Genomic DNA, 26,726 nt, shown 5'->3' on the forward strand with positions numbered 1-26,726 from the left:
ACTCTCTCGTTGAAGATCACGCCTCTCGTCCTCGCCGCCGCCCTGTCGGTTCTGGCGCCCGTCGCCTCCGCCCAAAGTGCTGCAAGTCCGGCCGCCGCCGCGGCTCCGGCTGCGTCCGACTGGCGCACCATCGCGCCCCAGAATCTGCTGGTCATCGACACCTCGAAGGGTCGCATCCTGGTCGAGATGGAGCCCCGCGCCGCCCCGCTCCACGTCGAACGCCTGACCACCCTGGCCAACCAGGGCTTTTACGACGGCCTCAAGTTCCACCGCGTCGTCACCGGCTTCATGGCCCAGACGGGCGATCCGCAAGGGACGGGGCAGGGCGGTTCGGACCTGCCCGACCTGGCGCCCGAGTTCGGCTTCCGTCGCGGCCGGGACGCCCAGTTTGCTCCGGTCCAGGGGGGCGCGCCCAACGGCATCGTGGGTCTGGTCGGCTCTCTGCCGGTCGCGACCCAGCCGGACGCCCAGATGATGGTGACGGCGGACTTCAAGGTCGACGCCGTGGGCCTGTTCTGCACGGGCGTGGCGGGCATGGCCCGCGCCGGCGCGCCCAACAGCGCCAACTCCCAGTTCTATCTGATGATGGCCACCAATCCGGTGCTGAACGGCCAGTACACGCCCTGGGGCCGGATCGTGTCGGGGCTCGAGGTCCTCAGCGCCCTGAAGGCCGGTCCCGACGGCGGCGTGATCGTTGATCCCGACACCATGACCCACGTCCGCACTGCCTCGGCGATGCCGGAAGGCGAGCGTCCGACGGTGCGCGTTCTGGACGCCCGCTCGGCCGCCTTCGCGGCCCATGTCGAACAGGTCCGCGCCGCGAGCGGCGCACAGTTCTCGGTCTGCGACGTTCAGCCGGTGGCGGAGGTTTCGGGGGGATGACGATGCGGTTGAAAGCTCTGACGATCGGTCTGGTTCTGGCGGCCGCGCCCGCCGCCCAGGCCCAGGAAACGGCGGCCACCGCCCCGGTCGCCGCTCCGGCCCAGGCCCCGGCCCAGGCCTCTGCGGACTGGCGCACCGTCCCGGCCGACAACCTGATGATCATCGACACCAACCGGGGGCGGATCCTGGTTGAACTGGCGCCCGAGGCCGCGCCGCTGCACGTCGAGCGGATGCGGCTTCTGACCCGCCGTAACTTCTTCGACGGCATCACCTTCCACCGCGTCATCGACGGCTTCATGGCCCAGACCGGCGATCCGCTCGGCAATGGCGAAGGCCAGAGCCCCTATCCCGACATCAAGGGCGAGTTCACCTTCCGGCGCGGGCCGGAGACGCCCTTCACCCCCGTCGCCTCGCCCGCCGGCGCCATGCTGGGCTTCATGAACAGCCTGCCGATCCAGACCCAGCCGACCTCGCTGATGGCCACGACCGGCGATCACAAGGTTCACGGCTGGGGCGCCTATTGTCCGGGCGTCGCCGGCATGGCCCGCGACGACAACCCCGACAGCGCCAACTCCCAATTCTTCCTGATGCGCCAGCCCTATCCGGCGCTGGACAAGCGCTACACCGTCTGGGGCAATGTGGTGTCCGGCCTCGACGTCGTGCGCGCCATCAAGGTGGGCGACGGCGACAACGGCGCGGTCACGGCCGATCCGGATCGCATGATCCGCGTCCGCATCGCCTCGGACCTGCCCGAAGCAGAGCGACCGGTGGTTCAGGTGCTGGACCCGGCATCGGCCGCCTTCCGCACCCTGGCCGACGGCGTGCGCGAGGCGAGGGGCGCCGACTTCTCCATCTGCGACATCGTCCTGCCGGTTCAGGTCTCCGGAGCGCCCGCCCCGGCGCTCTGACCGCGGCCGCGACCACGCCCCCGCCGCCGCTTCTGAGGCTTCCGGGCCTCGCGCATCTGCTGCAGCAAGAGGCCTTCTCGCAGACCCCGGTCGGCGACCCGCACCCGCTCTGAGGGCCAGGCTCGCTGCACGGCGTCCAGGATCGCGGCCCCCGCCAGAACGAGATCGGCCCGGTCCGGCCCGATACAGGCCTCCGCCGCCCGTCCCTTGGGCCCCATGGCCTTCAGCCGATCCGCCGCCGCGTCGCACTCGGCCCGCGTCATCCACAGCCCGTCGACCCGATCCCGTTGATAGCGCCGAAGGTTCAGGTGCACCCCCGCCAGACTGGTGATCGCCCCGGACGTTCCGACCAGATGCCCCCGGTTCGCAGCGAACAGCCGTCGGAACTCCGCATCGTCGAACTGACCCGCCGCCAGGGCCGCGCCCATGTCCGCGACCATCGCCTCGTACCAGTCTTCTCCCGAGCCCTCCGGCTCCGGATGCCGCTCGGCCAGGGTCACGACGCCCAGCGGCGCGGACATCCAGGCCACGGTCTTCATCTCCGTCCCCGACTTCCTCAGCCAGGACAACTCCGTCGAACCCCCGCCGACGTCGATGACCAGCACGGCCTCGGCCCTCGGGTCGAACAAATTCAGGCAGCCTTCGACCGACAGCCGGGCCTCTTCCGCGGGGTCGATGATCCGCAGACGCAGACCCGTGCCCTTGCGCACCCGGTCGATGAATTCCTGACCGTTCTCGGCCTGACGACAGGCCTGGGTCGCCACCGCGCTCAGGCGGACCGAATCGACGCCGCGCCGCACGACCCGCTCGGCGCAAAGCGCCAGGGCGTCATAGGCCCGGTCCATCGCCGCGTCGTCCAGCCGCCCGGTCCGCGACAAACCTTCGCCCAGCCGGACGATGCGGCTGAAGCTGTCGACCACGCGGAAACCGGCTCGCGCCGGACGCGCGATCAGGAGCCGGCAATTGTTGGTCCCCAGATCCAGTGCGCCGAACACGGGCGCGTCGCGACCCGACGCATCCCGATTAGACGCCCGTTGAACCCGGGACCGCTCGTCGCGCCGCCTTGGCGCGCCGTCGGGGTCCGGCATGGGCCGTGCTTTCATGTGGGCGCAACCGAGACGGGCGCCCGTCCTGATCAACCTAGCCTTGGAAGTCCATCCGCGCCAAGCCTGTCTGACACGAAGATGAACGAAACCACGGGCATATTGCTCAGCCTACGGGTCGTATCTTTCCGGCATGACTCGTTCCCACACCGCGAAATTCGGCCTCGGCCAGATCGTGCGTCACCGCGAGGCGTCCTTCCGCGGCGTCATCGTCGACGTCGACGCCGCCTATGCCGGTCCGGACGGAGAGCCCGGACCGGACGACCGCGATCAGCCCTTCTATCGCGTCCTGGCCATGGGCGAGAGCGCCGGCTTCCTGATCTACGCCGCCGAGGACGTGCTGGAGCACGACCCCGACATCGCTCCCCTGTCGGAGGATGAACAGGCGCGCTGGTTCGCCATGGACGGTCTCGGCCACATCGCGCCCCGCGCCCAGCCGATCCACTAGCCCCCGACGCGGCCCGCCTCTAGACTGGCGCTCAAGGAGCCCGTCATGTCTGATTTCGAACACGTCTTTGAATCCCCGCCCGAAGGCGCGGCCGCCGACTGGACGATTTCTCAGAACTGGCGCGCCTATACCGAGGTCGAGCATGACACCTGGGACACGCTCTACGCCCGCCAGATGGAGATCCTGCCCGGCCGCGCCTCCAACGCCTTCATGAAGGGCTTGCAGGCGCTCGACCTCAACACCGGCGGCATCCCCGACTTCGCCATCCTGAACCCGAAGCTGAAGGCCCTGACCGGCTGGACCGTGGTCTGCGTGCCGGGCCTCGTTCCCGACGAGGTCTTCTTCGACCACCTGGCCAACCGCCGCTTCCCTTCGGGCCAGTTCATCCGGAAGCCGGACCAGCTGGACTACCTCCAGGAGCCGGACATCTTCCACGACGTCTTCGGCCACGTCCCGATGCTGACCGACCCCGATTTCGCCGACTACATGCAGGCCTACGGCAAGGGCGGCCAGCGCGCCCAGAGCCTGGGCATGCTCAAGAATCTCGCGCGCCTGTATTGGTACACAGTCGAGTTCGGCCTGATGGACGAGGGCGAGGGCCTGCGCATCTACGGCGCCGGCATCGTCTCCTCGGCGACCGAGAGCGTCTTCTCGCTCGAGGATCCGTCGCCCAACCGCATCGCCTTCGACCTGGAGCGGATCATGCGGACCGACTACCGCATCGACGACTTCCAGCAGGTCTATTTCGTCATCCCCTCGATCGAGGCCCTGAACGACGCCACGCTCGAGGACTTCGGCCCCATCTACGAGCGTCTGAAAGGCGCGTCGGACATCGGCATCGAAACCATCCTGCCCTACGACCGGGTCATCACCCACGGCACCCAGGCCTATGCCCACAAGGGCGGAAGGTTCGCGGCATGACGCGCATCTTGACCCTCGTCCTGATCGCCTGGGTGGGAATCGCTGCCACCGCCTGCACGGAATCCAAGCGCGCCCGCAACGCCGCGACCTGGGGCGACAAGCCCGCCGACATCACCTGCTGGACCTACGGGACCGAGACTTTCTCAGGCCGTTCGACCGGCAAGGTCGAATACAGCGACGAGGGTCGCCTGGCCTTCGTCGATGCCTCGAACGGCCGCTATACCACCGTCGATGGCGAATGCCGCGTGGTCTATCTGAACGAGGGCGACGAGGCAGCTCCGACCGCACCGGCGGCTGCGCCCGCAGCGCCCGCGCCAGCGACCCCCGCCAACTAGAGGGTCTGGTTCCAGATCGGGGCGATCTTGACGAGCGTCAGGACGACCAGCAGTCCCCATTGCAGCCGCCGTGCGCTTGCGAAGATCAGGGCTGCGCAAATCGCGACCGGCGCCAGCGTCATCAGGACTTGGGCCCAGTGCTCGAGCATCAACCGCATCGTCAGACCGTATCCGACCCCCAGGTAGATCCAATGGATCAGATAGGACGCATGGAACAGGGCCATCACGGTCCAGATGTAGCCATGCGACCGCGCGTAGTAGGCCGTCAGATCCCAGCCGCCCGGTTCCGAAAGCTCGCTCTCGTCTGGGAGGCAAGCCGCCGCTGCCAGGAACAGCAGAAACATCTCGATCAGCAGCGTCAGGTAGAACAGGAACCCGCCGGTCCCCGTGAAATCGCGCAGCGACCAGATATTGTACCAAATCCAGACCATGGTGACGGCCGCGAAGGCTGCGGTAGCCATCGCTAGACCATCCCACCGGACACGGCTGCGGTGCTTGATCAGGCGGTGCAGGCTGATGGCGATATCGGCGAGGCCGAGACCGACGATGAGGGACACCAGGCCGATCAGATATTCGAACCGGTCCATCTCAATCCTCTGCGATCAGGCTTCTCGACTTGGTATCCCGCATCAGGACATAGGTGATCAGCGACACCCCGATCATCCCGGTGACGTACCAGAAATACAGGCTCTCGCGCCCGTCCAGCTTGAACCACAGGGCGACGTATTCCGCCGTCCCGCCGAACGCAGCATTGGCGATGGCGTAGGGCAGGGCGACGCCAAGTGCGCGGATATGAGCGGGGAACAACTCGGCCTTCACCACGGCGTTGATCGAGGTGTACCCGCTGACGATCACCAGGGCCAAAAGCGACAGGCCGAACGCCGCCGTCGGATGGGTCGTCACCGCCAGGGTCGACATGATCGGCACGGTCAGCAACAGCCCCAGCACCCCGAACGCGATCATCACCGGCTTCCTGCCGATCCTGTCCGACAGCGCCCCCACCAACGGCTGCAGCAGCATGAAGATGAACAGGGCCGCCGCCGAGATCTCGGTCGCCTGGGCCTTGGAGAAGCCCGAGGTGTTGGTCAGAAATTTCTGCAGATAGGTCGTGTAGGTATAGAAGGCGAGCGTCCCCCCGGCCGTCAGGCCGATGACGATCAGCGCCTCCTTCGGGTGCCTCAGCACCAGCTCCAGCGCGCTGGATTTCGGCGCCGCCCGCGTCTCCTCCGCCTGGAAGGCCCGCGTCTCGTCCAGCCTGCGACGCAGCCAGAAGACGATCACCGCCAGCGCCGCCCCGACGAAGAAGGGAATGCGCCACGCCCATTCCGACAAGGCCGCTTCGCCCAGCGTCCGCTGCAACACGATCAGCAACGCCAGCGCCAGCAGCTGCCCCGAGATCAGCGTCACATACTGGAAGCTGGACCAGAAGCCGCGATGCTTCGCCGTCGCCATTTCCGACAGATAGGTGGCGCTGGATCCGTATTCTCCGCCGACGCTCAACCCCTGCATCATCCGCGCGATGAGGAGCAGGGCAGGGGCCGCGATGCCGATGGTCGCATATCCGGGCGTGCAGGCGATGATCAGCGACCCCGCGCACATCAGGCTGACCGACAGGGTCAGCCCGGCCTTGCGCCCCTTCCGGTCCGCATAGACCCCCATGACCCAGGCCCCCACGGGCCGCATCAGGAAGCCGACCGCGAAGATGGCCGCCGTCGCCAGCAACTGCGCCGTGTCGTCGCCCTCAGGGAAGAAGACCGGCGCGAAATACAGGGTGAAGGCCGCATAGGCGTACCAATCGAACCACTCGACCAGATTGCCGGCCGACCCGCCGATGATGTTCCGCAGGCGGCGGCCCGGGCTCATTGGGGGTGGGGTCATCTCGGCGGTCGCTTCGGTCATGACCTTTGCGTATCAGTCGATGATCGACTTGCCCATGCGGACGAGCGGCACAGGCGCCCCGCCGCGATCGTCCTCGAACCGCTCGATCTCTTGATATCCGGCGGTGAGATACAGCGGCTCCCCGCCCAGGGTCGCCACCAGCTCGACCCGGTCGTAGCCCTCGGCCCGCGCCGCCGCCTCGCAAAGGTCCAGGATCATCCGGCCGATACCGCGTCTGATAAAGTCGGGATGCGTGTACATGGCCCGCACGCGTGCCGCATCGACGCCGGGCGTCAGCGGCTCGGGCGCGCGTCCCGGCGTGTGATCGCCCCCATAGGTCGTAATCCGCCGGCTCCAGCCGCCGCAGGCGGCCGGCGCCCCGTCCGCCTCGACGATGAAATAGGTCCGGTCCGCGATGATCTGGCTGTCCAGCCCCATCAGTACCCGGCTGGCGGCGATCTGCTCGGGCGACAGGAATTTCGCCAGCGGCCCGGAGATGGCGAGGTCCATCAAGGCGACCAGCGCCGGAATGTCGGCTTCGGTGGCGATACGATGCGTCAGCACGGTCATGGCCCTTGGGTATCAGCCCGATCACCCCTTGCCCATGGCGGGATCGCGGCGTTTACGCTATCGCAATCGACCTAAGGTTGTATGAGGTCCGGCTGCACAGGGCGGTCGCAGGATCGCTCCGTGACCGATATCGATCAGACCTTCGCCGCCACCCAGGCTCCTCCCAGCCTGCGGCGCGACGCCGTCTCGGCCTGGTGGCGCACCGGCATGGCCGCGCGTCTGAAGCGCCGCCGCATCGAGATCATGGGCCGTCATCTGGGCGTCGATTTCTTCGACGGCCCCGGCCTGTCGATCATTGATGTAGGCTGCGGTTCGGGCAAGGACTTCATCCGCCCGCTCGCCGGCACGCCCCACCGCCTGACGGGGGTGGATATCGTCGACGTCGACCTGCACCAGCCGAACTTCAACTTCATCCAGTCCGACGCCGCCCGCATCGACGTTCCCGACGGCCTCTACGACCTTGCCGTCAGCTTCGGCGTCCTCGAACACATCGAGCCGATGGAGCATCTGTGCGAGGTCGTCTCCGAAATCCGCCGCATCTCGAAACGGTTCGCAGTGGTCGTCCCCTGCGTCTCCACCCGGCTGGAGCCCCACGTCCTCAAGTTCGGCTGGCCGCTCCAGCCGGTGCGCGAACGCATCGACATCAACTACCTCTCCGACCAGGCCTGGCTGAAGTTCGCAGGCTTCTCGCAGGCCAGGACCCACCGCTTCGACTACGTCCCCGGCCTGATCACCAACCTGATGATCGTGGGCTGAGCCTGATCCAGAAAGGTGTCGGCGGTTCTCCGACAAGATGAGGCTCGAATATCAAGTTCGCTGGAACGGATAGAACCCGGACCCCAGTCCCAGAATGCCGGTCAGCTCATCCAGCGCGCCCCGGCTCTCGTCGATCAGGGCCGGATCGGCCAGGTCCTTCGGCGCCAGGACGTCGCGATACCAGGTCGCCGCCCAGATGCTCAGCGCCCCGTGCAGTTCCTCGGTCAACCGCATCTCCGCATGGGTGGCCGCCAACTCCTCATCCGTCAGCACGACCCGCAGCCTCAGACACGCCGGCCCGCCGCCGTTCCGCATCGACTGGCGCACATCGACATACTCGACCCGCCCGATGGGCCCGTTCGACGCGATCAGTCCCTGCGCCACCGCATGGCTTCGCGCATTGTCCCGGGTCTCCGTCGGACAGATCAGCGTCAGCCGATCCTCGCCCGGCAGGCTGACCAGCATGGAGTTGAACAGATAGCTCGAGATCGCATCAGCCAGCGGCAGGTCCGCCTCCGACACCTCCACGAAAACGGGCTCGAACCCCTTCGCCGCCACCCGGATCGCCGCATGGGTCCCGGCCGTATCCTCGAAAGCCAGCTCATGATGGAACAGGGTGTCCAGCGCGCCCACGCAGACCACGTCGTTGTGGAAGGTCCCGCCGGCGATCGCCGCCCGCGACTGCTGGCTCAGCACCGCCCCCGCCGCCCCATGCCGCCGCGCGATCGCCTCCGACGCCTGCCGCGTCTGCCGGGCCGGGTAGGGGCCGTCCCACGGCTCAAAGGCGTCCCGCCCCCAGACCAGCAGGTTCACCCCCTCCGCCCCATGCTCGGCGCACAGCCGCACATGATTGGCCGCCCCCTCGTCCGCCAGATGCGCCACCGGCCACAGGGCGTCATGCACGGCGAAGCGGGTCGGATCGGGGAACAGCGCATCCAGCGCCCGCTTCGTCTGCCGATGCTCCAGCGACCGATGCAGGTTCGTATGCAGGTTCGCCGGCGTGAAATGCACCCGCCCGTCGGCGCTGTCCGCTGACGGCGTCACGGTCGCCGCATTCGCCGCCCACATCGGCGAGGCCGAACAGGCCGCCGCCGCGAAGGTCGGCGCGTCCTTCCAGGCTTTCTCCAGCACGGCGGCGTCCGAGCCCGTGATCCCCAGCCCCCTCAGGAACGGGATGTCCGGCCGCTCGTGCGGCGGCAGGACGAACTGCGGCAGGCCCAGGTCCGCCAGACGCTTCATCTTGTCGAGGCCCTGCAGCACGGCCGCGCGTGGATTCGACGCCTGCCCCGCGTTCAGGCTCGCCGCCAGATTCCCCGGGCTCAGCCCCGCATAGGAATGCGTCGGCCCGATCAGCCCGTCGGCATTGGCCTCGACGGCGCTCAACGAAGCCCCCGAATTTCGCCCTCGATGTTCTTCACCGCGCCCGCCTCGAAACTGGCGACCGGATAGGCGCAGTAGTCGGCGGCGTACCAGGCGCTCGGCCGGTGGTTGCCGCTGTCGCCCAGCCCCCCGAACGGCATGTCGCCCGCCGCCCCGGTCGTCGGCCGATTGAAGTTCACCACCCCCGCCCGGATCCGCCGGATGAACACGTCCCAGTTCTTCGGATCATCGCTGACCAGCCCCGCCGACAGCCCGTACCGCGTCGCATTGGCCTCTTCGATCGCATCCTCGAACGAGCCCACCCGCGTCACCGACAGGAAGGGCGCGAACATCTCTTCGTCCGGCACGTCGACGCCGGTCACGTCGATGATGGCCGGCTTCACGAAGGCTCCCGGCAGATTCCCTACCGGCCCCGACCCCCGGATCACCCTGGCCCCCCGATCGATCCGCTGCTGCAGCGCCGCCAGCGCCTGCTCCGCCGCCCGCTGCGAGATCAGCGGCCCGCCGTACGGCTCCGGCGTCTGGTCCCAGGCCCCGAAGATCAGCCGGTCCACCAGCGCATCCACCGCCGCCACGATGGCGTCGCCCTGAGCCCCTTCCGGCACGATCAACCGCCGCGCGCACGAACACCGCTGCCCCGTCGTCACGAAGGCCGACTGCACCACGATCCCGGCCACGGCCTCTGCGTCCGCTGCATCCCAGACCACCAGCGGATTGTTGCCGCCCAGCTCCAGCGCCAGGATCACATGCGGATTGTCGGCGAACTTGCGTCGGAAATGCGCGCCTGCCGCGCCCGACCCGGTGAACATCAGCGCATCGATCGGCTGGTCCAGCAGGGCCGCGCCGAGGTCGCGTCCGCCCTGCACCAGGTTGAACACCCCGGCCGGCAGCCCCGCCTCCTCGAAGCATTCCGCCATCAGCTGACCCGTATGCGGCGTCTCCTCCGACGGCTTGAACACGACCGTGTCCCCCGCCAGCAGGGCCGGCACGATATGGCCGTTCGGCAGATGGCCCGGAAAGTTGAACGGTCCCAGCACCGCAGCCACCCCGTGCGGCCGATGCCTCAGCGTCGCCGACCCGAACGCCGTCTCCGCCGTCCGTTCGCCGGTCCGCTCGTCATAGGCGCGGATAGAGATGTCGACCTTGCCCGCCATCGACCCCAGCTCGGCGGTGGTCTCCCACAGCGCCTTGCCGGTCTCGCGGCTGATCGCTTCGGCCATCGCCGGCGCCCGCTCTTTCAAGACGGCCTGATACCGTTTCATTGCCGCGATCCGCTCGGCGCGCGGTCGGTCGGCCCAGTCTGGGAAGGCGGCCCGCGCCGCCTCGACCGCCGCCGCCACCTGCGCTCCCGACGCCTCGTTCCCGCGCCAGACCCGCGCCTCGGTCGCCGGATCGAAGGAGGCGAACCCGTCGCCCCCGCCCTCGACCCAGGCGCCGTTCAGATAGAGTTTGCCGTCGCTCATGACTTCACCCGCACCACATCGCCGTCCCGCACCTTCAGCGCCGCCGCCGTCTCGGGCGACAGATGCACGGTCTCCCCCTCGATCAGCGCCTTGGCCCTGACGGCCCGGAAGGCCTCCACGCTGTCGGTCGAGACCAGCGCCGGCAGCTCCGCCTCGAACTCTTCCGTCACCACGACCTCCAGCCGCCGCGCATCCCGCACTGTCCGGATGTGATCCCGGGGACAGGTCACCGTCGGCCCGGCGTCGAAGATGTCCACCAGCCCGTTCGGCCGGAACCCTTCGCTTTCCAGCAGCGCCATCGCCGCCACCCCTTGCGGATGCACCTTGCCGATCACCGCCCGCGCCGGCTCGGGCAACAGATCGACATAGATCGGATGGCGCGGCGCCAAATCCAGGATGAATTGCTTGTCCGTCGACCCCGTCATCATGTCCGCCTGGTCGAAGGGCATGGGGAAGAATTTGTGCGCCACATGATCCCAGAACGGACAGGCGCCGTCCGGCGTGAACACCCCCCGCAGCTCGGCCAGCACCGTCTCGGCGAAGAGCGCAGGCTCGGCCCCGATCAGCATGTAGCGCGACTGCGACAGCAACCGCCCAGCGCCGCCCTTGCGCCGATCCGCCTTCAGGAACAGCGACCCCACCTCGGTCCATCCAGAGCACTCGTTGACCAGCGTCAGCGTCTGGTGATCCAGCCGGATTCCCAGCGACGGCGACTGCGCCGGATTGTTCGAGATCCGGAACGAGAAGAACGGCCGCTTCAGCCCGACCGTCGCCTTGACGCTGGCGATCCCGTCGACGTCGCCGGTGTCGGTCTCCTCCATCATCAGGGTGAACCAGCGCTCCTGCACGGGCAGGCCGCCGGTGAAGCTGTCGCGGCTGACGTCCAGCCGCTCCGACAACTGGTCCGGATCTTCGGGCAGGCTGGTGAACCCCGGCCCCGACAGGATGGCCAGTTCCAGCAGATGATCGAGGTCGGCGGGGCCGGCGGGACGAACGACGAGCATGCTTACAGGGTCTCCAGACGCAGCCGTTTCAGCCGCTCCGCATCGATCTCGCCCGACGCGATCTTGCACAGCATCAGACAGGACAACGACGCCCGCTCGACGAAGCTGTCGGGCCAGGCGAACTCTTCCGACGAATGGATCAGCCCGCCGCGCACGCCCAGCGTATCGATGTTGGGCAGGCCCGCCGCATGCAGATTGTTGCCCTCGCACACCCCGCCCGACGGGGACCAGGCGATGGCCTGACCCAGCAGCGCGCCGGTCTCCCGCACCGCCTCGAACAGGGCCGTCTGCGACGCATCCATCGGCTTGGGCGCCCGCGTCATCCCGCCGTGCAGGTTCAGGCTCAGCCCCTCGAACGGCGGCGCGGCGACGATCTCCTGGATCGCATCGACGACCCAGGCCGCGCTCTGCGCATCAGGAACCCGCACATTGAAACGCACGACCGCATTGTCGGCCACGACGTTCAGAGGCCCGCCGCCGGCGATGCGCGCCACATTGACCGTCACCCCCTCGCGCCGCCCATTGAGCCCGTGCAGGGCCGCCGCGATCATCGCCGCGCCCGCGACCGCATTCGCCCCCTCGTGGAAGGCCCGGCCCGCATGGGCCGCCTTGCCAGTGACGATCAGGTGGAAATTCCCGCTGCCCTTACGCGCCCCCGCCAGGGTCCCGTCCGCCAGCGCCGGCTCATAGGTCATCCCCACATGCCCGCGCGCGCCGAGTTCGGCCAGCAGCGGCGCCGAGGCCGGCGACCCGATCTCCTCGTCCGGCGAAAGCAGCACGGTCCAGCCGACCCGCTCGCGTTCCGGATGGGTCTCGAACGCCGCCAACGCCCCCAGCATCACCGAAATCCCGCCCTTCATGTCGGCGATCCCCGGCCCGTTCAGGGCCCCGTCGGGCCGCGTCGCCACGCTCTGAAACGCGCTGTCCGCCGAATAGACGGTGTCATAGTGCCCGGTCAGCACGACCTGGATCGGCGCCTCCGGCCGCGCCGTGATCTTCAGCGCATCGGCCCGCGCCTGAGGCTTTACCGCCCCGTCGTCACCGACCGTCGAGAACCCCTGCGTCGGAATGCGCCGGACCTCGGCCGGCAGTGTCGCCGCCTCGGCCTCCAGCAGTCCCAGCATGGTCTGGAGCCCATCCGCATGATCGCTGCCGGAGTTGACGTTCGCCCACCGCACCGCGCGGTCGATCAGATCGGCCTCGCCCCGCCCGACCAGGTCGAGGGCGGCCTGATCCTGTGGGAGAATCCGCATCCCGGGATGTTTAGCCGTGCCGGGCGGAAAGGTGAAGCGGTCACCCTCCCGGCGGGAGAGGGTTGTCTGCGCCATACCCATCAACGGACACCCGAATTCGACCAACGAATTCAACGCCCGGCTCTGATTAAGGCCTTTATCGCAGGCGCCCTGGATTCCTCCGTTACACTGCTCGCATCCCGTCGTTGGGGAAGGCGTCCTGGGCCCAGGACCCGGACGTGCGGCGGGGCCGATCGTAGCGGGTAGTAGTGGAGGGAGCCAACGATTTGGCTCCCGAAGCGAATGTCCGAGGGGCGTGAAACCTCGGAGCCCGGCGGGCCTGAGCCCGCCGCCCGTCGCGGGCCTATCGCCTGAGGGTCCAAAGGACCCGGGACCTGTGCCGACCTTCGCCGAGGCGGAGAGACCGGCCCTCCCGGGGTGTCCGTACACCCGCTGGGGGACGCTCGCGGACCCGGTCGGGGACGGAGCCTCGGCGCGAGCCGAAAAACATTTCATCGGTCCCCGTAACGCGAAAGCAGGGGGCCACCTCGGTTCCGGGCGACCGCCCAGGCTCCGTCGACTTCCCCAACCCGTTCGCAGCGGAGGAGCGATGAGGCGTGTCTGAACATCAGTATCTCCCTCCCCCTCGGGGGAGGGTGGCCGGAGCGGAGCGGAGGTCGGGTGGGGACGGCAAGGCAAGGCTCACGTACAGCCCGTCGCCGCGTGACCCTTTCGCCCCCACCCCCTCGCTGCGCGAGGACCCTCCCCGCCGTGGGGAAGGGAGAAGGATCGAACCGTCGCAGTTGCACACGCCTTCCACCCATGTAAAACTCACTTGTCATCTTGGAGGAACGACACATGAGCTGGCTGAAAGCGATGAACCCCTCGACCCCGATCACGACCGAGGCCGAGGCCGAACGCGCGGCGAAGGCCAGCGCGATCTCGATCATGATCGGCGTCGTCGTCGGCCTGGTCGGCCTGGCCTGGACCTTCGCCAATCCGCAGATCATGCAGGACGCCATGGCCAACGCCGGCGGCGGCGAACTGGGCCAGGCCCAGATGCAGGCCGCCAGTCAGATCGCCATGTACACGGCCGGCTTCATGGTCCTGCTTCAGGTGATCTTCGGCTTCGTCCAGTGGCGCCGTCCGGGCAAGTTCATCGCCATCCTGTTCCTGGTCCTTCTGGCCTACGGGATCGTCTCGACCGCCGCGACGCCGCTTCTGGCCGGCTCCATGCCGAACATGCCGCACATCCCGGCCTGGCAGATCGCCCTGTCGCTGGTGATCATGGTCATCCAGGTCGTGCTTCACGTCACCGGCCTGAAGGGCATCAAGGCGCTGGACCGCATCCAGATGGAGCAGGCGCGCTAGTCGGCATCCTGATCTGACCGATTGGGCCGTCGGTCCTGTGCGCCCGTGCCGGGCACGCGGGATTGGCGGCGCCAGCGGATCGACAAGGTGGCGTCGCCCTGTCCGCCGAACTCGGAGCTGATGGCCAGGTTCCTGCGGACCTGCCACTCCACGTTCACCGCCGCCCCGCCTTCGCCGCCGCCGATGATCTCCAGGTAGACGTCGTCGGTGATGTAGCGCCCGCCGGCCACCGTCAGGGCCGAGGCCTCGCCCCCGAACGACAGCCGGTCCAGGCCGGCCAGTTCGCGCAAGTTTCCGATCACATCGAACCCGCCGCCGCCCGCCAGGGACGCGACGCCCGCCGCCAGCTGAGCCGCCTCGAAAGGCGACAGCTGGGACGCCGAGCGGCCGAACAGCACCTGCGACAGGATCTCGTCCTGGGGCAGGGCAGGGGTCGAGGTCAGCAGGATTTCGGGCCGCGCCGCCGTCCCGGTCACCCGGATCGTCGCCGTCAGGGCCGGATCCTCGCGCACCGCCGACAGGTTCAGCCGGATACGGTTCGGATCGGTCGACAGCGAGACCGAGCCCCGGTCGTCGAAGACGAACCGCTTGCCGGCGAACTCGTAGTCGCCGCGCACCACATTGGCGGTCCCGGTCAGTTGCGGCTGGGCGATCGTGCCCCGGACCCGGGCGTTCACATTGAGGAGGACATTCAGGCCCCGACCCGCGACCTGCACATTGCCGCCCCGCGACCGCAGGCGGATGTCCATGCCGATCTGCGGCCCTCGACTGCGGCTGTTGTCTTCGGCCTCGACCGGATCGCCGCCTGGGCGGTTGATCTCGACGACGTCCATGCCGACGATGCCGCTCGACCCCGGCGGATTGGCCTCGATCCGGGCCTCGTCGATGACGATCTCGCCGGCCAGCTGAATGTTGCCGTCGGCGGCGCGGACCACGGTCAACGGACCCGACGCCCGACCTTCGGCGATGTCGTTGTCGATGATCTTGAAGCGCGTCAGGGCCAGCTCGAAATTCGACCCCGACCCTTCGCGCAGTCCGATCCGGCCGTCGCCCGACACCGTCCCGCCCGACCCGTCGGTGGCGGTGAAGGTCTGGATCAGGGCCGTCGTGTCGTCGAACCGGCTGTTCAACGTCATGTCGTCGAGCGTCAGCCCAACCCCGTTGTCGCGGAACCGTCCGTTCTCCAGGTTCAGCCGCCCGTTGATGAGGGGCGCGGCCAGGGTCCCGCCCAGCGTCGCCGACCCGTCGACCTGTCCGGCCAGGGTCCGCTCGCCGCCGAAGAAGACGTCCCAGATCGGCTGGATCTGGCCCTGCACATCGACCTCGCCCGACATGGGCCGGGTTCGGGCGATGGCCAGCCGCAGCGGCGCGGCCGACGCCTCGACCGGCAGGGTGACATCGGCCGTGGCCCTGACCGCATCGGTCCCGGCCGCATTGGCCTGGATCCGCAGCGTGTCGTTGACCAGGGTCGCGGTGACCGCGCCATCGACCGACAGCCCTCTCGGCGCATCCACGCTGCGCAACTGGGCCAGGTTGACGTTTGCCGACCCCGACAGGTCGTCGCCCGACCCCCGCAGCGAGATGCGGCCGGTGACCCGCCCCCTCAGGTCCGGCGCGATGGAGCCCAGTTCGACGCTGGTCAGGTCGGCCTGGATCACGGCGGCGTCGGAATCCTGACGCACCTCGCCCATCAGCACGCCGCCTCCGACCGACAGGTCCAAACGGGCCACCCGTCCGTCTCCGGCCAGGGCGATCACCGCCGGATTACGGGTGGAGAAGGCGACGTCCCGCACCTTGCCGGCCCCGCTCAGGGTCACGCTCTGGGCCTCGCCCCGGCGCGAGTAGACGCCGGATCCGTCGAACGACACCGGGGTTCCGCCGCCCACATCGGCCTTCACCGTGAACGGCAGCCGGTTCAGCGTGCCGCGGCCGTCCAGCTCAATCGTCCGGATCACGTAGGTCGATCCGGCCAGGCGGATGTTCGAGCCGGTCACATCGACGATGGCCGTGTCGCCCGCCCCCTCCGTCAACCGGATGCGCCCATCCGCCGTCCCTGAGGCCAGGAAGGCGCCCGGTCTGGCGGTGAAGGTCAGGTCGGCGCTCGACGGCGTATTGTTCGCCAACGCCAGTGCTCCCTGCGCCGTCACGCCACCGGCGTTCAGGTCCACATCCGAAAGCCGGATCTGGTTGCCGCCGAGGAAGAAGTTCCCTGCCGCCCGGGCCGGTCCGTAGTTCGACCCGGCGGTCATCACGACCCGCCCGTCCGAGGCGTCGGCGCCCTTGCGGAAGCTCAGCACCAGGTCGGCGTCGGTCAGGGTCAGCGGCCCCGCCTTCACGCTGCCGAAGGCTGCGGTCAGGTCGATACGCGGCTGAGCGAGGGTGCCGGTCAGGGCGCCTTCGCCGGTCATGGCCCCGTCGATGGCCACCGGCCCGACGCCGAAGGGACCGCGGGCGTTCCAGTCCAGGGCCAGCCTCAGACGCCCCTGCGGCTCGATCAGTCCCCGGGCCGAGGCCGTGCCCGCCGCTCCCGTCAGGACGCCCTGCTCGATCGCGATCTTGCCGCCGTCGAGGTTACCCGCGAGCTGCAACCGGGGCGTGGCGCCCAGCAGCCGGTCCAACTCAGCCATGCCGGTGGCCAGCCGTCCGCCTCGCCCGTCGAAGGTCAGGACCCAGGGCGCGCCGCTGCGAGCCGAGGACGCCTGGATCGGTCCGCCGAAGGTCCCACGGGCTCCAGGCCGGATGCGACCCACGTCGGTGATCTCGGCCCGTCCCCGGAAGCCTAGCCCGCCGGTCAGTCCGCGTCCGCCGGAGCCGTTCAGGATCAGGGCCTGACCCTTCACATCGATCTTCCGCAAGAGGATCGCGCCGTCCGTCAGGCGCGACGCCTCGAACGCGAGGCGCGGCGCGGCCCCGAGGAGAGCGCCCACGATGCCCTCGCTCCGACCGCCCGCGACGCTCAGATCGCCCGCCAGCCCGATCCGGCCCCGGTCGGCGGAGATGTCGAGCGGCCCCGCGATCGCTCCGGCGACGTAGCTGGCGAGGTTGGCGTTCGCGATTCGGACGTCGCCGTCCAGCTTCCACCGCGCGGCGTCGCCGGTGAAAACGCCGGCATAGATCGCCGCCCCGCCGCTGGTCGCGCCGACCAGCCGGGTGACCGACCCGGTCGAGACCGACAAGGCCACGCCGTCGGGCGCACTGCGGTCGGTCATGTCGATCAGGCCCTGGGCGGTCGACTGCAGGTTCTCGGACGTCAGCTGCCACGCCATGCCCTGAACGCCTTTGCGGTCGGAGGCCGGGATCGTAGCGAAGCCGAACCGGGCCGTGCGACCGATGCGCTCGACGAACGGCGCGAGTAGATCCGAGCCGCTGAAATCGAAATAGCCCGAGATGCGCGACCCTTCCGGGCCATAGCGACCCCGGACAGTCAGGGGCGTGAACTCGCCCGTCCGCACCACGGCGTTGACGATGTCGCCGTTGACCAGGGCCGAGGCGAAGAAGGGCCGGTCGGGCGAATAGCCAAGTGATCCCGCCAGCGGCCCGCCCTGGGCCTCGCTGGCCCGCAGGTTCAGACGCAGGTCTTCCGGCTTGGCGCCCAGGGTCGCGGCCACCCGCAGGAAGTCGCCGGGCCGATTCAGGCTGTAGGCGCTGACGTTGACGCCCTTGTTCCCGGCGCGGGGGACCAGGGCGTCGCCGGTCAGCCGCCAGCGGCCGTACTCCTTGGAGAAGCCTTCCAGCAGTTCGATGTCGGCGGTGAACCGGTCGATGTCGATGCTGATCGGCATCGGCTGGGGCGGCTTGCCGTCCGGCGGTTCGACCTCGGGGCGGCGGATCAAACGGATCGACTTCGCCGTGATCTCGCTGGCGTGGAACCGGCGCGTGACCAGCGGCCAGTAGCTCCAGTCGACACGGACGTCGCGGGCCTCCAGCCAGACGCCCTTTTCATCGGTGATCGTGACGCGGCGCAGTGTGAAGTCGTCGAACAGATCGCCCTGCAGACCTTCGACATTGATGCGGCCATAGCGGCTGATCTTCTTGCCGGCGACGAAGCTGGTGACCAGTTCGCGCCCTGGTCCGGAGACCAGATACATCCGCCCCCCGAACACCAGAACCAGTGTCAGCACCAGCAGCCCGATAAGGGCGAAGCCGCCGAAGAAGGCCACGGCCTGCAGCCTTGTGGGACGGCGCTTCTCGGCCTTAGCGGGTGTCTCGATCCCGGCGGCGATTTCCTCAGGCGCGATGATCTCGACCGGCTTCTTCTTGCGGACCGACGGCAGTCGCCGGGGGGGCTTGGGGGTCGGATCGGTCAAAACGCCTGGCCGATGCTGACATAGACCTGAAAGTTGGAATCGCCCTCGCGCTTGTCGAGCGGGAAGGCGATGTCGGCGCGGATCGGGCCGAAGGACAGGTTGTACCGGGCCCCGATGCCCACGGCGTAACGCAGGTTGGAGAAGTCCGGCGTCTCGGCGAACCCGATGGCGCCGGCATCGACGAATCCGACCACGCCGAAGCCCTTGCCAAGGTCGTGGCGCACCTCGCCCGAGACCTCGAACAGGGAGATGCCGCCGCGTGGCGTATTGTCAGGCAGGCGTGGGCCGACGCCCTGATACTGGTAGCCGCGCACCGAACCGCCGCCGCCCGAATAGAAGAGGCGATCCGACGGCACGCTGAGCTCGCCACCGCCGATGATCGAGCCCAGCCGCATCCGACCGGCCAAGACCGTGCGGGCGTTGTCTTGCACCGGCATGTAGGCGGTCCCTTGAGCCTCGGCGCGGAGGAACAGGATGGTGTCCTCGCCGGTCACCGCTGTCGGCTGGACATTGACCGTCACCCGCCAGCCGGTGGTCGGGTTCAACGGGTCGTTCGACTGGTCGATATAGGCGCTGCCCCGGCCGGTCAGGATGGCGAGGTCGCGGTCGAAGCTGATCGGCGCCTGGGTGATCGGATCGAACCGGTTCTCGCTGTAGCGGCCCGCGTCGAGACCCAGGCCATAACTGTAGTACGAGGTCTTGCCGATGCGCTGGCGCAGGTCGGCGGACAGGACGCCGGCGGTGCGGATGTAGGCGTCTGTGTCCTCGTTCACAACGGCGGCGGACAGGGCCAGGGTTTCGCCGGGCGTCCGCCAGTGCGGCAGGCTGAGATCGGCGCCGATGCGGCTGTCGATGGTCGCCAGACGGGCCTCGAACCGCAGGGTGTCGGCGCGGCCGAAACGGTTGTACCAGGTCCACAGCCCGTTCACGCCGGACCCGTCGGCGGTCGAGAAGGTGGCGCCCGCTTCAAGGATGCGGCGCGGCCGGTCGGTCAGGGTTACGACGACGGGGCGGTTGCCCTCGGGCGTCGTCTGGTCCGCCGGCGTCAGAGCCACGGCGACGCCGTCGTAGACGCCGGTCTCCAGCAGCCGCCGTTCCAACTCGGCCACCTGTTCGGGATCGTAGCGCTGGCCCTTATGCCAGGGCGCGAGACCCATGACCCACTGCGGATTGGTCGGGCCGCGCGTCTCGACGTGGACCCCGTCCAGGCGGACCAGAGGGCCGGAGTTGATATTGAAGGTTGGGGCGACGGTCAGGGCGGCGTGATCGACGACGACCCGACGCGGCTGAGTCACGGCGTCGGGATAGCCTTCCCGCGCCAGGCTGGCGATGATCCGGCCCTCGCCGGCGATGACATCGGCCGCGCGTCCGGGATCGCCGGGCTCAAGCTTGAGTTCGGCCTGGGCGGTGCGGATGACGTCGGGTTCCGGTTCCGGCGCGACCCACTGGATCGTCGGGGCCGTGAGGACGAAGCGAGGCCCGGGCGTGATCTCGACGATGGCGACAGGGTTCTCATCGCCCTCGACGATATCGGTCAGGATCGGCTGGTAGTAGCCCTCCGACCGCAACAGGGCTTCAGCCGAGGTCACGGCGGCGCGGGCGCGTCTGCGGGCGTCGAAACCGTTGGTCGGTGGCCCGTCCGTCTCGCCGATGGCTCTGACGAGGGCCGTGCGCAGGTCGGCGTCGAGGTCGCCCCGGATTTGGGCGCGCGGGTCCGCCGAGGCAGCACTCGCCGCGCCGACGGCGAGGGCCGCCGCGGCGAGCGCGGGCGGGATGCGGTGGAAGGGAATGAGCCTCGACGTCAATATTCAACCCTGATCGGCGATACGGTCCCGGCTGGACCGGGCTCGCCTGAGGCCCCCCTCAAACAGCGAATCGGGACGGCCTTGCGGCCGCGTCTCAGTAGAACAGGGTTTCGCTTTCGGGCTGAACCGTCTGTTCGGACGACCGATTCTCGGGCGGCAGCGTGTTGGCCGGCGGCGTGTCCGTGGGGGCTGCGGTGTCGGCGGCTGGAACGCCCTGATCGGCGGCGGCGGGCGCGACGGGCTCTTCCATCGGCGGCGGCGCGGTTTCGACTTGCTGCTGATCAGGCTCCTCGCAGCCGGCGACGGCCATGGCCATGGCCAGGGCCGCGGCGCCGAGGGCCGCCAGTACGATCGAACGCTTCATTTCAGGTCTCCCCCGGAGTGCGGCGGCGAAACGCGCCGTGGACAGGCCTGTTCCATAGCCGGTCACATCTCACCGGTCACGTCATCACAGCGTTCTAGCAACCAATCCTTCGTCTATTGCCGCGACAATCCGTCCAACGGGAGGGCTCACGAATGACGGCGAACGGCTACGCCATGATCGCCCAGGTGCGGTTTCGCGAACTAAAGACGCGGATCGGCCTGGCGGCGTTCATCGCCGTGACGACCTGGTTTCTGACGCACACAGTCTGGCCGGCTGTCTGGTTCGGCGCCGTCGTGGCCACCCAGGCCCTGGACTGGATCGCGTTCGGGCCCCTGCGCCGGCAGCCCGAAGTCGCACCCTCGACCGCCTACAAGGCCGTCCTGTGCGCCACAGCCTCGATCAATGTGATCGTCTATTCCGCAATCGCCGCCTATCTTTGGACGGCGGGCGGCGACGCCGGCCGGCTGTTCGCCATCATCCAGGTGGCCGGCGGCCTGCTGCATGTCAGCCTGCACATGCATCACGTCCGGCCGCTGCTGTTCGCGGCGGTGGTTCCGCACAGCCTCTATTTCCTCGGCATGCCCATCGTCGGAGCGATCGTGGACGGCAAACCGCAGGAGATGCTGATCGCGGTCGGCGGCGTGCTCTACATGATGCACCTGATCGTGGCCGTGCGTCAGAGCTCGATGACCACCAAGGCCTTGCAGGCCGCCAATGCCGAGGCCCTGGCGGAGCGTGAGAAGGCCGAGATCGCCAGCGCGGCCAAGTCGGAGTTCCTGGCCGTCATCAGCCACGAGATCCGCACCCCCATGAACGCCGTCATCTCGGCAGCCAACCTGCTGCGGCGAACGCGACTGGACCGGGAGCAGCGCGAGCACGTCTCGATGCTGCTGGACGGCGGCGACGTTCTCGTCAGCCTGCTCAACGATGTGCTGGACCTGTCGAAGATCGAGGCCGGCAAGATGCAGCTTGAATCCTCGGTCATGGACCTGCGCGAAAAGCTGGGATCGCTGGGCCGGCTGTGGGAGCCCAAGGCGGCCGCCAACGGGGTCCGCCTGAAGATAGAGATCGACCCGGGCGTGCCTGACTGCGTCCGGACCGACCCGCTGCGGTTGCAGCAGATGCTGTTCAATCTGCTGTCCAATGCAGTGAAGTTCACCGACGACGGATCGATCACGGTCTCGGTGGATTGGCGGGCGGAAGACCGGCGCCTGATCATGGCGGTCAGCGACACCGGGGTGGGCATTCCGGCCGACCGGCTGGCCCGCATCTTCGACAGCTTCGAACAGGTCGACGCGGGGACCACGCGGAAATACGGCGGCACGGGCCTGGGGCTGGCGATCAGCCGACGTCTGGCCGAGATCATGGGCGGCCGCCTGACCGCCGAGAGCGTCGTCGGCGAGGGGTCGACCTTCGTGCTGAGCCTTCCGATGGAGCCGGTGGCCAAGCCCGCGGCGGAGACGCGGCGTCGTTCGGTCCAGCAGGCCGGCCTGGAGGGCAAGGTCATCCTGGCCGCCGACGACCACGCCGTGAACCGCCGCATCCTGTCGCTGCTGCTGGAGCCGCACGGCTGCGAAATCATTCTGGTCGAGAACGGGGCCGAGGCCGTCGAGGCGGCGAAGAGCCAGCGGTTCGACGCCATCCTGATGGACATGCAGATGCCGGTCATGGACGGGCTGGAGGCTTCGGCGCAGATCCGGGCCGGCGGACTCAACCGGAAGACGCCGCTCATCGCCCTGACCGCCAACGCCATGGATGTGCACCGGGCGGCGTGGGACGCGACGGGGGTTCACGCCTTCCTGACCAAGCCGATCGATCCGGTCCTCTTGGCCGCGACCCTGGCCGAAGCCTGCGCCCAGCCCGTCGAGGACGAGGCGGCGCGGGTGGCCTAACCCCAGCGCGTCAGGGCTTCGTCGAGCGACAGCGATCCCGCCGGTTCGATCGGGGCGACCTGGCCGTCGAAGCGTGGCGCGGGCCTGGGCTGGAGCGGCGATCCGGCGAGGGTGCCGCGATCCCGGTTGTGCGGATGGTCGGCGGCCTCGGCGAAGCTCAGGACCGGGGTGACGCAGGCTTCGGTCCCGGCGAAATGGGCGGCCCAGTCGTCGCGGGTTCGGCTGGCGAAGAGGGCGGCGAATTTCGACTCCAGCACCGGCCACTGGCTGACCGGCATCTGGGGCGCTTCGACCGGATCGAGGCCGAGACCGGCGAGGAGGGCGGCGTAGAAGCGGGGCTCCAGGGCGCCGACGGCGACGAACTTCCCGTCCGAACAGGCGTAGCAGCGATAGAAGGGCGCGGCCCCGTCCAGCAGGTTCGAGCCGCGCTCGCCCCAGTGGCCGCCGGCCGCCATCGAGAAGAAGAGGGCGGACAGGAGCGCCGCGCCGTCGGTCATGGCGGCGTCGACGACGCGGCCCTTGCCGGTGGTGCGGGCCTCGATCACCCCGGCGAGGACGCCCGCGACCAGCAGCATGGCCCCGGCGCCGTAGTCGCCGACGAGGTTCAGCGGCGGGACGGGCGGACGACCGGCCTCGCCCATGGCGTGGAGCGCCCCGGTCAGGCCGATGTAGTTGATGTCGTGGCCGACGGTCTGGGACAGAGGCCCGGTCTGGCCCCAACCGGTGACCCGGCCGAAGACCAGTTTCGGATTGCGGGCGGCGCAATCTTCGGGGCCGAGACCCAGCCGCTCCAGCACGCCGGGGCGAAAGCCTTCGATGACGGCGTCGGCGGTCGCGATCAGGTCGAGGACGCGGTCGCGGTCCTCGGGCGATTTCAGATCGACCACCACGGCGTTGCGGGCCCTGTGCATCACGTCGTTGCCGACGTCGCCGAAGGCGCCGGCCGCGGCGCGGCTGAGACGCAGCACATCGGCCCCCAGATCGGCCAGGACCATGCCGGCGAAGGTCACGGGACCCAGGCCGTCGAACTCGATGATACGCACGCCGGAAAGAGGTTTCATGGGGGCTTGCTAGCGCCCGTCGCGGCCTTGGTCGAGTTCACCCGAGGGAAGGTCTCGCGCCGACAGGAGCGGGAAAACGATGGTACGTCCTCTCGGGCTCGAACCGAGGACCCTCTGATTAAAAGTCAGATGCTCTAACCAACTGAGCTAAGGACGCACATCGCTGTCGCAAACGGCTGGGCCGTTTCGCGGTTGCGCCTTCTGGTTCATCGGACCGTTCGGGTCAAGGGCTGCGGAGCGCCTTCCTTTCCTGATCTTGCGGTTTCGCTTCGTGGACTCCCGAGGAAGCCCCGGTATGGTGCCGCATCATCGAGAGGGGACGGGCATGCGGAACATCGGGATCATGGCGGCTTCGGTCGCGGTCATCGGGCTGACGGCCTGCACCCAGCCTGAGGGCGGTACGACCGCCGCACCGGTCACGGCGGCCCTGGCAGGGCCGCAACCCAGCGAGACGATGGCCCAGACCTTCAGGGGCTGCACCTGGGGCGAGGTGACGGGCGGGGGCCTGTCGGTTTGGAGCTATGACTGCCCCGCCGCCTCGGGCGATTTCCGAATGGCGTATGACGCCAACCTTCCCGGCTTCGTCATGACCGGAAACTCGGATGGAGAAGCCTGGCGGAATGCGGCGATCGTGATCTTCAAGAAGGCCGCCGAGGCGCCGATCGATTCCATCCTGGCCGAGGTCCGGGCCAAGTCGCCGGGACCGCATTCGGCGACCTGCGTGCTTTCCACCATCCCGAGCCCCGAGGGCGATGTCGCAGGCTTCGAGCCGACCGGATCGGTGAAGACCCAGTGGGACGCCTTCGCATCCGGCGCGGAGGGCGCCGAGCCGATGGATGCGCCGTGTGGCGACATGGGTCCGCAGATGTCGGGCGACCGGGGCTTCCGCGTGCTGGCCGACGATCCGACGACGGTGGTGTTCATCGAGTACGGCAGCGAGATTCAGCCGTTCGATCCCGCGACGGTCCGCAAGGCCGGCTGAGGCGCGTTTCAGGTGGTGTTGCGTGGCGTACTGATCCTTTCGTGTCTAGCCCTCGTGGGCGGCTGTTCGGCTGCCCGGCAGGTGGGCGCGGGGCTCGGCGATGCGGCGACGCAGCCGCTGGTCGATCTGAATGTGCGACGGGACCAGATCCCGACGGTGCTGTTGCAGGCCCAGGCCAATCCGTACGACCGGAGGAATCTGAACCAGTGCACGACCATCGGGGCCGAGGTGGCCCGTCTGGACGAGGCGCTGGGGCCGGACCGGGACGAGCCGCCGGCGCCGAACAGCCCGACACTGAATGAACGGGCCCAGGAGGCGATCGCCGAGGCCATGCTGGATGCGATCCGGGACGCGGCGACAGACTTCATTCCCTATCGCAGCTGGGTGCGGCGACTGACGGGGGCGCAGGCGCGGTCGAAGACGGTGCAGGACGCGGTCGAGGCGGGGCGGTTGCGGCGAGCCTTTCTGAAGGGGCTGGGGATGCGGGCGAACTGTGCGCCGCCGGCGTCTCCGGCGTGGTTCCGACCGACGGGGAGGTCGCAGAGCTAGCGGCGGGGAAAAGTGCATCACGGCGAGCACGGCGGCGGTACGGAGGACACGGCGGGACCGAGCGGACGGCGAGAGCATCGATCACGGCACTCAGCGGCAGGGCGGATCGCGGCTGCGCCGCATGGAAGTCGGGCAACGCGTCCGGCCTTAAGCTCGGGTCGCTCCGAGGGTAGGCGAGCTTTCCGTTTGCTCGGTCTCTCCGTGCCCTCCGTGTCGTCGCTGTGCTCGCCGTGATGATCAGCTTCGGGCGTCAGTTGGACGTGTGGCGGGCGTGGAAGTCGCGGCGGAATTGTTCGAAGCGGCCGTGGGCGATGGCGTCGCGCATGGCGGCGGTCAGGGCCTGGAAGAAGGCGATGTTGTGCCAGCTGAGCAGGATCTTGCCGAGGATTTCGTCGGCCCGGATCAGATGATGCAGATACGCCTTTGAATAGGTCGAGGATGGGCCTTCGATGGCCGGATCGAGCGGGTCCTGGTCCTCGGCGAAGCGGGCGTTCTTGAGGTTGATGGGGCCGTCCCAGGTCCAGGCCTGGCCGTGGCGGCCGGCCCGTGTGGGCAGGACACAGTCGAACATGTCGACGCCGCGATAGACCGCCTCGACCAGGTCGATCGGCTTGCCGACCCCCATCAGATAGCGGGGACGGTCGGCGGGCAGCATTTCGGGAGCGTAGTCCAGCACCTCGCACATGGCCTGATGGCCCTCGCCCACGGCCAGGCCGCCGATGGCGTAGCCGTCGAAGCCGATCTCCTGAAGCTGTTCGGACGACTGGCGGCGCAGGTCCTCGAAGGTCGAGCCCTGCTGGATGCCGAACAGGGCCTGGGTCTCGCGGGTCCCGAAGGCGGCCTTAGAGCGGGCCCCCCAGCGGATGGAGAGGTCCATGGCCTTCTTCGCCGCGTCCTTTTCGGCCGGATAAGCGACGCACTGGTCGAGCTGCATCGAGATGTCGGCGCCGATGCGATCGGCCTGGATCTGGATCGAACGCTCGGGCGACAGGACGTGCTTGGAGCCGTCGATGTGGCTGGAGAAGGTGACGGCCTCTTCCTTAACCTTGGAGATGCCGGCCAGGGACATGACCTGGAAGCCGCCCGAGTCGGTCAGGATGGGTTTGTCCCAGCCCATGAACTTGTGAAGGCCGCCCAGCGTCTCCATCCGCTCCGGGCCCGGGCGCAGCATCAGGTGGTAGGTGTTGCCCAGGATGATGTCGGCGCCGGTTTGTTTGACCTGATCCACCGTCATCGCCTTGACCGTGGCGGCGGTGCCGACGGGCATGAAGGCGGGGGTGCGGATGTCGCCGCGCGGGGTCTTCAGGACGCCGGTGCGGGCGCGGCCTTCGGTGGCGTGGATGTCGAACGGGAAGGGCAAGGGCGGGGTCTCGGAAAGGGGAGGGCGGCCTATAGGCCCGCGGGCCCGTCGTGGCCAGACATGGGGGCACGCTCCTCCGCTGCGAACGGGTTGGGGAAGTCGACGGAGCCTGGGCGGTCGCCCGGAACCAGGTGGCCCCCTGCTTTCGCGTTACG

General features: G+C 68.7%; 23 protein-coding genes and 1 tRNA gene. 10 read left to right on the forward strand and 14 right to left on the reverse strand.

The window, feature by feature from the left end:
- The first annotated feature begins 9 nt into the window (after positions 1 to 9).
- On the forward strand, positions 10 to 882 hold the full coding sequence (locus O5O43_RS03265) for a peptidylprolyl isomerase (RefSeq protein WP_271085489.1): 873 nt from the start codon (positions 10 to 12) through the stop codon (positions 880 to 882).
- Between the two features lie 2 nt (positions 883 to 884).
- On the forward strand, positions 885 to 1,790 hold the full coding sequence (locus O5O43_RS03270; protein ID WP_271085490.1) for a peptidylprolyl isomerase: 906 nt from the start codon (positions 885 to 887) through the stop codon (positions 1,788 to 1,790).
- Here the strand turns inward: O5O43_RS03270 and O5O43_RS03275 are convergent.
- Complete coding sequence (locus O5O43_RS03275) at positions 1,757 to 2,878, reverse strand: Ppx/GppA phosphatase family protein (protein ID WP_271085491.1); 1,122 nt, start codon at positions 2,876 to 2,878, stop codon at positions 1,757 to 1,759. The genes O5O43_RS03270 and O5O43_RS03275 overlap by 34 nt on opposite strands.
- A 148-nt stretch (positions 2,879 to 3,026) precedes the next feature.
- On the opposite strand from O5O43_RS03275, the gene hspQ reads away from it, so the two are divergent.
- Genes hspQ through O5O43_RS03290 form a run of 3 tightly spaced genes read left to right on the forward strand, consistent with a single transcriptional unit; the run spans position 3,027 to position 4,597 of the window.
- Complete coding sequence (gene hspQ, locus O5O43_RS03280; protein ID WP_271085492.1) at positions 3,027 to 3,341, forward strand: heat shock protein HspQ; 315 nt, start codon at positions 3,027 to 3,029, stop codon at positions 3,339 to 3,341.
- A gap of 45 nt (positions 3,342 to 3,386) precedes the next feature.
- Complete coding sequence (gene phhA, locus O5O43_RS03285; RefSeq protein WP_271085493.1) at positions 3,387 to 4,262, forward strand: phenylalanine 4-monooxygenase; 876 nt, start codon at positions 3,387 to 3,389, stop codon at positions 4,260 to 4,262.
- Complete coding sequence (locus O5O43_RS03290; protein WP_271085494.1) at positions 4,259 to 4,597, forward strand: hypothetical protein; 339 nt, start codon at positions 4,259 to 4,261, stop codon at positions 4,595 to 4,597. Before phhA ends, O5O43_RS03290 begins: the two co-directional genes overlap by 4 nt.
- On the opposite strand, the gene O5O43_RS03295 is transcribed toward O5O43_RS03290, so the two are convergent.
- The 3 genes from O5O43_RS03295 to O5O43_RS03305 are packed head-to-tail and all read right to left on the reverse strand — an operon-like array spanning position 4,594 to position 7,039.
- Positions 4,594 to 5,184: a hypothetical protein gene (locus O5O43_RS03295; RefSeq protein ID WP_271085495.1), complete on the reverse strand. Its 591-nt coding sequence runs from the start codon at positions 5,182 to 5,184 to the stop codon at positions 4,594 to 4,596. The two genes, O5O43_RS03290 and O5O43_RS03295, sit on opposite strands and share 4 nt — an antisense overlap.
- A gap of 1 nt (position 5,185) precedes the next feature.
- Positions 5,186 to 6,496, reverse strand: a complete 1,311-nt coding sequence (locus tag O5O43_RS03300; protein WP_271085496.1) for an MFS transporter — start codon at positions 6,494 to 6,496, stop codon at positions 5,186 to 5,188.
- A 12-nt stretch (positions 6,497 to 6,508) separates the two neighbouring features.
- Complete coding sequence (locus O5O43_RS03305; RefSeq protein ID WP_348637150.1) at positions 6,509 to 7,039, reverse strand: GNAT family N-acetyltransferase; 531 nt, start codon at positions 7,037 to 7,039, stop codon at positions 6,509 to 6,511.
- A 126-nt stretch (positions 7,040 to 7,165) separates the two neighbouring features.
- Here O5O43_RS03305 and O5O43_RS03310 point away from each other — a divergent pair, with 126 nt between their 5' ends.
- On the forward strand, positions 7,166 to 7,801 hold the full coding sequence (locus O5O43_RS03310; protein ID WP_271085497.1) for a class I SAM-dependent methyltransferase: 636 nt from the start codon (positions 7,166 to 7,168) through the stop codon (positions 7,799 to 7,801).
- A gap of 51 nt (positions 7,802 to 7,852) precedes the next feature.
- Here the strand turns inward: O5O43_RS03310 and astB are convergent, their stop codons facing one another.
- From astB to O5O43_RS03330, 4 genes are read right to left on the reverse strand one after another with little or no spacing between them, the layout of a single operon-like run.
- Positions 7,853 to 9,184 (reverse strand): N-succinylarginine dihydrolase, encoded by a 1,332-nt coding sequence (gene astB / locus O5O43_RS03315; protein ID WP_271085498.1) that lies wholly within the window; start codon positions 9,182 to 9,184, stop codon positions 7,853 to 7,855.
- The gene (gene astD / locus O5O43_RS03320; RefSeq protein WP_271085499.1) at positions 9,181 to 10,644 is read right to left on the reverse strand and encodes a succinylglutamate-semialdehyde dehydrogenase; all 1,464 of its coding nucleotides are present in this window, start codon (positions 10,642 to 10,644) and stop codon (positions 9,181 to 9,183) included. The genes astB and astD overlap by 4 nt, the downstream gene beginning before the upstream one ends.
- Positions 10,641 to 11,648, reverse strand: a complete 1,008-nt coding sequence (locus O5O43_RS03325; protein WP_271085500.1) for an arginine N-succinyltransferase — start codon at positions 11,646 to 11,648, stop codon at positions 10,641 to 10,643. The genes astD and O5O43_RS03325 overlap by 4 nt, the downstream gene beginning before the upstream one ends.
- 2 nt (positions 11,649 to 11,650) lie before the next feature.
- Complete coding sequence (locus O5O43_RS03330; RefSeq protein WP_271085501.1) at positions 11,651 to 12,901, reverse strand: hydrolase; 1,251 nt, start codon at positions 12,899 to 12,901, stop codon at positions 11,651 to 11,653.
- An 837-nt stretch (positions 12,902 to 13,738) separates the two neighbouring features.
- Here O5O43_RS03330 and O5O43_RS03335 point away from each other — a divergent pair.
- Positions 13,739 to 14,251 (forward strand): hypothetical protein, encoded by a 513-nt coding sequence (locus tag O5O43_RS03335; protein ID WP_271085502.1) that lies wholly within the window; start codon positions 13,739 to 13,741, stop codon positions 14,249 to 14,251.
- On the opposite strand, the gene O5O43_RS03340 is transcribed toward O5O43_RS03335, so the two are convergent.
- The 3 genes from O5O43_RS03340 to O5O43_RS03350 all read right to left on the reverse strand — a co-directional run bounded on the left by O5O43_RS03340 (position 14,248) and on the right by O5O43_RS03350 (position 20,727).
- Positions 14,248 to 18,558 carry a translocation/assembly module TamB domain-containing protein gene (locus O5O43_RS03340; protein ID WP_271085503.1) on the reverse strand — a complete coding sequence of 1,437 codons (4,311 nt, stop codon included), beginning with the start codon at positions 18,556 to 18,558 and terminating at the stop codon, positions 14,248 to 14,250. The genes O5O43_RS03335 and O5O43_RS03340 overlap by 4 nt on opposite strands.
- Entirely contained in the window at positions 18,555 to 20,363 is a 1,809-nt protein-coding gene (locus O5O43_RS03345) for an autotransporter assembly complex family protein (RefSeq protein WP_271085504.1), read from the reverse strand. The genes O5O43_RS03340 and O5O43_RS03345 overlap by 4 nt, the downstream gene beginning before the upstream one ends.
- 94 nt (positions 20,364 to 20,457) lie before the next feature.
- Positions 20,458 to 20,727 (reverse strand): hypothetical protein, encoded by a 270-nt coding sequence (locus O5O43_RS03350; protein WP_271085505.1) that lies wholly within the window; start codon positions 20,725 to 20,727, stop codon positions 20,458 to 20,460.
- Between the two features lie 152 nt (positions 20,728 to 20,879).
- Between O5O43_RS03350 and O5O43_RS03355 the strand changes: the two genes are divergently transcribed.
- Positions 20,880 to 22,619, forward strand: coding sequence for an ATP-binding protein (locus O5O43_RS03355; RefSeq protein WP_271085506.1), 1,740 nt, complete (start codon positions 20,880 to 20,882; stop codon positions 22,617 to 22,619).
- Here O5O43_RS03355 and O5O43_RS03360 read toward each other — a convergent pair.
- The gene (locus tag O5O43_RS03360) at positions 22,616 to 23,680 is read right to left on the reverse strand and encodes a CaiB/BaiF CoA-transferase family protein (RefSeq protein ID WP_271085507.1); all 1,065 of its coding nucleotides are present in this window, start codon (positions 23,678 to 23,680) and stop codon (positions 22,616 to 22,618) included. The two genes, O5O43_RS03355 and O5O43_RS03360, sit on opposite strands and share 4 nt — an antisense overlap.
- Before the next feature lie 80 nt (positions 23,681 to 23,760).
- Positions 23,761 to 23,837, reverse strand: a tRNA-Lys gene (locus tag O5O43_RS03365).
- A gap of 168 nt (positions 23,838 to 24,005) precedes the next feature.
- Between O5O43_RS03365 and O5O43_RS03370 the strand changes: the two genes are divergently transcribed.
- Positions 24,006 to 24,662, forward strand: coding sequence for a hypothetical protein (locus O5O43_RS03370; RefSeq protein WP_271085508.1), 657 nt, complete (start codon positions 24,006 to 24,008; stop codon positions 24,660 to 24,662).
- 18 nt (positions 24,663 to 24,680) lie between these two features.
- Positions 24,681 to 25,211, forward strand: a complete 531-nt coding sequence (locus O5O43_RS03375; RefSeq protein WP_271085509.1) for a hypothetical protein — start codon at positions 24,681 to 24,683, stop codon at positions 25,209 to 25,211.
- Between the two features lie 250 nt (positions 25,212 to 25,461).
- On the opposite strand, the gene tgt is transcribed toward O5O43_RS03375, so the two are convergent.
- The gene (tgt, locus tag O5O43_RS03380) at positions 25,462 to 26,571 is read right to left on the reverse strand and encodes a tRNA guanosine(34) transglycosylase Tgt (protein ID WP_271085510.1); all 1,110 of its coding nucleotides are present in this window, start codon (positions 26,569 to 26,571) and stop codon (positions 25,462 to 25,464) included.
- Positions 26,572 to 26,726 lie beyond the last annotated feature (155 nt).

The sequence above is a fragment of the Brevundimonas sp. NIBR11 genome (assembly GCF_027912535.1).
Taxonomy (GTDB): domain Bacteria; phylum Pseudomonadota; class Alphaproteobacteria; order Caulobacterales; family Caulobacteraceae; genus Brevundimonas.